Annotated in this window: 6 protein-coding genes; 5 read left to right on the top strand and 1 reads right to left on the bottom strand. The window is 74.6% G+C overall.

Annotated features, from left to right (window positions below; all coding sequences use genetic code 11):
• A partial coding sequence (locus J0670_RS29990; protein WP_279383100.1) for a phosphoribosyltransferase occupies positions 1-592 on the bottom strand: 592 nt, incomplete at its 3' end.
• A gap of 290 nt (positions 593-882) precedes the next feature.
• On the opposite strand from J0670_RS29990, the gene J0670_RS29985 reads away from it, so the two are divergent.
• From J0670_RS29985 to J0670_RS29965, 5 genes are all read left to right on the top strand, one after another.
• Positions 883-1,377: a universal stress protein gene (locus J0670_RS29985; RefSeq protein ID WP_207814844.1), complete on the top strand. Its 495-nt coding sequence runs from the start codon at positions 883-885 to the stop codon at positions 1,375-1,377.
• 140 nt (positions 1,378-1,517) lie between these two features.
• A complete protein-coding gene (locus tag J0670_RS29980; RefSeq protein WP_207814843.1) occupies positions 1,518-2,384 on the top strand; it encodes a universal stress protein in 867 nt (288 codons plus the stop codon).
• 43 nt (positions 2,385-2,427) lie between these two features.
• A complete protein-coding gene (locus tag J0670_RS29975) occupies positions 2,428-3,099 on the top strand; it encodes a CBS domain-containing protein (protein WP_207814842.1) in 672 nt (223 codons plus the stop codon).
• Positions 3,100-3,232: 133 nt separating this feature from the next.
• Positions 3,233-4,171 carry a ribose-phosphate pyrophosphokinase gene (locus J0670_RS29970; protein WP_207814841.1) on the top strand — a complete coding sequence of 313 codons (939 nt, stop codon included), beginning with the start codon at positions 3,233-3,235 and terminating at the stop codon, positions 4,169-4,171.
• A gap of 414 nt (positions 4,172-4,585) precedes the next feature.
• Positions 4,586-4,941 (top strand): HPF/RaiA family ribosome-associated protein (locus J0670_RS29965; RefSeq protein ID WP_207814840.1); only part of this gene is annotated, 356 nt, incomplete at its 3' end.

Raw genomic sequence — 4,941 nt, 5'->3', positions numbered from 1 at the left:
TGGTCTGCGCGAAGTCCTCGTAGAACTGGCCGATCCCGTAGAACTCCCCGGGCGTCGACAGCGCAACCAGCTCGTCCGCCGCGTCCGCCAGCCTACGGGTCCAGCCCCGCGGGGCGACGGGGACGGCGAGGACCACCCGGGCCGCGCCGTGGTTCCGGGCGATCAGGCACGCCGCGAGGGCGGTCGAACCGGTCGCGACCCCGTCGTCCACCACGATCGCCGTACGGCCGGCGAGCTCGGCACGGGGCCGGTCACCCCGGTAGCGCCGGGCCCTGCGGTCCAGCTCGACCCGCTCCCGTGCCTCCACCGCGGCCAGGTCCTCCTCGGAGGTCCGCGTCGCCCGTACCACCGCCTCGTTGACGATCCGCACCCCGCCCTCGCCGATCGCTCCCATGCCCAGTTCCGGCTGGAACGGCACGCCGAGCTTGCGCACCACGATCACGTCCAGCGGCGCGTGCAGCACCTTCGCGACCTCGGCCGCCACCGGAACACCACCACGGGGAAGCCCGAGGACGACCACGTCCTCGCCCCCGAGGTGCCCGACCCGCTCGGCGAGGCGACGCCCCGCGTCCACCCGGTCGACGAAGTACATGACCCGTTCTCCTCCTGCACGGGGACCACGGCCGGACCCGGCCGCCCGCGCCGGGCCGCCACGTCCCACGATCCTCCTTCCACCGGAGGCGCGCGAACGACCGGGGCGACGCGCCGGCGCCGTCCCCGGCTCCCGGAGGGACCCGCGCGCCGGGGACGGACGTGCCGGGGCGGCAGCGGCAGAGGAGCATGGAAGGAGTAGGGCGAACCGGCGACCGCACGCCGCCCGGTCATCGGGCCGCGCCGAGCCGGGCAGTTCGCACGGTCGAGGCGCACGCGCTGGAGGTCCCCGTGAGCAGCACTCCCGTACCGGGGTCCGCCGGACCGGTCGTGGTCGGCACGGACGGCTCGGAGCACGCCCGCAGGGCCGTGCTCTTCGCCCTGCGGGAGGCGCAGATGCGCGGCGTCGCCGTGCGGGCCGTCCGTGCCTACGGCTCCGGCCACGCCGACCCGTCGGACCTGGGCACGCCCTCCTGGCCCCGCACGAGCGGAGCATTGCCGACGCACCTGCACGACGTCGTCGCCCGCGAGGTGACGGACTCCGTCGAGGAGCTTCGCCGACAGGTCGGCGAGCCGTTCGTCGAGGTCGAGGTCCGCTGCGAGCGCGGCCGCCCCGCCGAGGTCCTGCTGGACGCGAGCCAGGGCGCGGGTCTGCTCGTGGTCGGCACCCGCGGCGCCGGTGTCTGGGGCCGCCTCGCCTTCGGCTCCACCAGCACCGAGGTCGTCCGCCACGCCCACGTCCCCGTTGTCGTGGTGCCGCCCGAGGCGCCCGCCGCACCCGCGTGAACCTGACGTGCGAGCCCGGGCAGGGTCCATCACCAGCCAGGCGTGGGCCCACCGGCCCATGCCGGGACGCCTCCGCGGAGCCACGATGAGAGGCAGTTCCCCCACCGGCTCGGGCCCCTCGTAGGAGGAGGTGAACTCCCATGCGTCCGGAGATCACCGTGGGCCTCGACGGCACCCCCGAAAGCCTGTCGGCCGCCCGCTGGGCAGCACACGAGGCCGAACTGCGCGAACTGCCCGTACGGCTGCTGCACCTGTGGCTGTTCAGCCCCGTCGCAGAGCAGCCACCCCCCGGCCCGGAAGTGGAGACCGCCGCGGGGCACCGCATCCTCCGGGATGCGGAGAGCGACCTGCGCGAGCACTACCCGGACCTTCCCGTCACCACCGAACTGCTCCCCGCCGTCACCCCGGCGGCACTGCTGTCCGCCGCGGGCGCCCCGGAGCTGCTGGTGCTCGGTTCGCAGGGCATCGGCACGGGCGACGGCTTCCTGATCGGCTCGCTCGCCCTGTACACCGTCGCCTGCTCCGAGCGCCCGGTCGTCCTCGTACGCGCCTACGACCACCCGGACGGCACCATGACCCCGGCCGCGCAGTCCGGGCCGGTCGCCGTCGCCGTGAGCCTGCGCTCCGGCTACGACGGCGTCCTGGAGGCCGCCTTCGACGCCGCCGACCGACGGCACACCTCGCTGCTGGCCGTCCACGCCACCAGCCGCCGCCCGGCCCTCACCGCCTGGCAGGGCCCGCCCGACGAGAGCGTCCAGCAGGCGGACCGCCACGCACTGAGCGCGGCGCTGCGCCCCTGGCAGGAGAAGTTCCCCGGTGTCGACGTCGTGGAGCGGCTCAGCCACGAGAGCCCCGCCCGGGCCGTCATCGACGCCGCCACCGGCGCCCGACTGCTCGTGGTCGGCCGCGGCGGGTACCGCACCCCCCTCGCGCCCCGGATCGGCCCCGTCACCCAGGCCGCGATCCACCACGCGCCCTGCCCGCTGGCCGTCATCCCGCACGACTGACGCCGTGGGGCCCGCGTCCCGCGTCCACGAAGGAGCGACAACCATGCACCGCACCGTCCAGGACGTGATGACCAAGGAGGTCGTCGTCGCGCACCGCGACACCGCCTTCAAGGACATCGCCGACCTGTTCGACCGCAACGACATCAGCGCCGTCCCGGTCGTCGACGACGCCGACCACCCGGTCGGCATCGTCTCCGAGGCCGATCTCATCCGCGCACAGGCCCGCCAACCGGACGTCACCGGCCGCTCCGAGGCCCGCTGGCTCCCTCCCCACGGCAGGTCCAGGGCCGAGGCCGAGCGCGCCGGCACCCTGATGAGCAGCCCGGCCGTCACGGCGCGGCCGGAATGGACCCTGGTGGAGGCCGCCCGGCTGATGGACCGCCGAAACGTCAAGCACCTGCCGGTGACCGACCGCGACGGCCGCCTGGTCGGCATCCTCAGCCGCCGCGACCTGCTGCGGCCCTTCCTCCGCCCCGACGACATACTGCGGCGCGAGATCATCGTGGACGTCCTCGACCGCACGCTCCGGCTCCCGCCCGACGCCGTCGACGTCACCGTCGACAACGGTGTCGTCACCCTGACCGGCACGGTCCGACGCAAGAGCCTCGTCCCCGTCGTCGAGCGCCTCTGCCACGCCGTCGACGGAGTCGTGGCCGTCCACCAGACACTCCGCTACACGTCCGACGACAGCCACATCGACATCGGCGCCGCGTGACACGCGGCGTGCCCGGACCGCAGTGCGCGGCCACCCTCTCGAACCGCCCCGAGGGGTGGCTCGCCCGCGTCCTGCTCGTCGGCGGGCTCCGACGGCCGGGCCCGTCGAAGAATCCGACCACCGGGAGAACACGATGACCAACCCGCGGATCCTGTGGGGCACCGCCCATCCCGCACTCGGGGACGCCGTCGCGGAGGCCCTCGGCACCGAGCCGGTCGAGTGCGAGGTGGAACGCTTCCCCGACGGCGAATTGCAGCCCGTCGTCGGCCACGTGCGGGGCGAGGACGTGTACGTGGTCCAGCCCACCGGTCCCGGGGTGAACGAGCACCTGGTCGAGCTCCTGCTGCTCCTGGACGCCTGCCGCCGCGGCGGCGCGCAGCGGGTCACCGCCGTGGTGCCGTACTTCGGCTACGCCCGGCAGGACCGCCGGACCCGGGCCGGGCAGTCGGTCGGCGCCCGGGTCGCCCTCGACGCGCTGGCGGCGGCCGGCGCCGACCGGCTGGTCGTGATCGACCCGCACACCCCGGCCCTCGAAGCGATGAGCGCCGTCCCGGTCGAGACGCTGACCGCCACACCGCTGCTCGCCGACACCCTCACCGAGTACGTGCCGGACGCCACCGTCGTGGTCTCGCCGGACCTCGGGGCCGTCAAACTCGCCGAGCGCTACGGCACGTTGCTCGGCCGACCGGTCGCCGTCGTTCGCAAGACCCGGCTGTCCGGCACCGACGTCCGGGCCGAGGAACTCGCCGGAGACGTCGCAGGCAGACCGACGCTGATCGTCGACGACATGATCAGCACCGGCGCCACGATCGAGGCGGCCGTCCGCGTCCTGCTGGCTCACGGCTCGGCTCCCGACATCAGCGTCGCCACCACCCACCCCCTGCTCGTGGGCCGCGCCCCCGAACGGCTCGCACACCTGCCGGTCAGCGTCCTCGTGGTCACCGACACCGTTCCCACGGGCCGGGTGCGCACCCTGCCGCACCGCGTACGGACCGTGGCCCCACTGCTCGCCGAAGCCGTCGCCCTGCTCCACGGCGGCGAACCGCTCGACACCCTCCTGATGAGCGGCTGACACGAGGCGCCGCGACGGTCCGCCGGGCGTTCGCCGCGGCTCCCGCACTCCGCCGCGCTCTCATCCCGGCGTCGCGTCCCGGGAACGCGGCAGGGCCGGGTGGCCCCGTTCGGTGGAGGCGACCGGACCTTGGGGCGGAGCGGGTGACCTGGGCACGGTGGTGGTGTGGAAACGAGAGCGGGTTCCTCCACGAGTGGGGAGGACCCCACGGCGCGCCGGATCGTGGTGGGGGTGGACGGTCGGCCGTCTCCAGGCAAGCGCTGCGGTGGACCGTCGGCCCGGGCGGGCTCACTGGCGTCGTGGGTCGGACCCCGCCCGGCACTGCCGGTGCCCCCGCCCGGGGGATCGGAGGTCTGACCCGCGACACATGGCACCCGTACGACGACGACCACGATCGTGAACGGAGGAATTCCGATGGCAACCGAACCAGTGGCCAGCCAGACCCCGCAGGTCGAAGTCGAAGCGCGGGGCGACCTTCCGCCCGGCACGGGGGAACTCGCCCGCAACAAGGTCCTCACCCTGCTCGACAACGTGTCCGAGCCCGTCCTGTCCGTCCGCATCCGGCTCACCCGCACGCACAACCCCGCCACCGAGCGCCCCTTCGTCGCGCAGGCCAACCTCGACGTCAACGGCCGTGCCGCCCGAGCGCACGTGGCGGCCGAGTCCATGTCCGAGGCGATCGACCGGCTGCGCGACCGCCTCGCCCTGCAACTGACCCGGCTGCGCAGGCACCGGGAAGCCGGGCGCGGCAGCGCGCCGAAGCCGGGTGA

Origin of the sequence: Streptomyces sp. FH025 (genome assembly GCF_017427025.1) — a bacterium.
Lineage (GTDB): Bacteria > Actinomycetota > Actinomycetes > Streptomycetales > Streptomycetaceae > Kitasatospora.
The sequence above is the reverse complement of the archived record's forward strand: the minus strand, read 5'-3'. Positions and strand labels throughout refer to the sequence as shown.

Coding starts and splice junctions, on each gene's coding strand:
- J0670_RS29980 (WP_207814843.1), top strand. CDS start 1,518: ATGCGTCCGGAGATCACCGTGGGCCTCGACGGCACCCCCGAAAGCCTG.
- J0670_RS29975 (WP_207814842.1), top strand. CDS start 2,428: ATGCACCGCACCGTCCAGGACGTGATGACCAAGGAGGTCGTCGTCGCG.
- J0670_RS29970 (WP_207814841.1), top strand. CDS start 3,233: ATGACCAACCCGCGGATCCTGTGGGGCACCGCCCATCCCGCACTCGGG.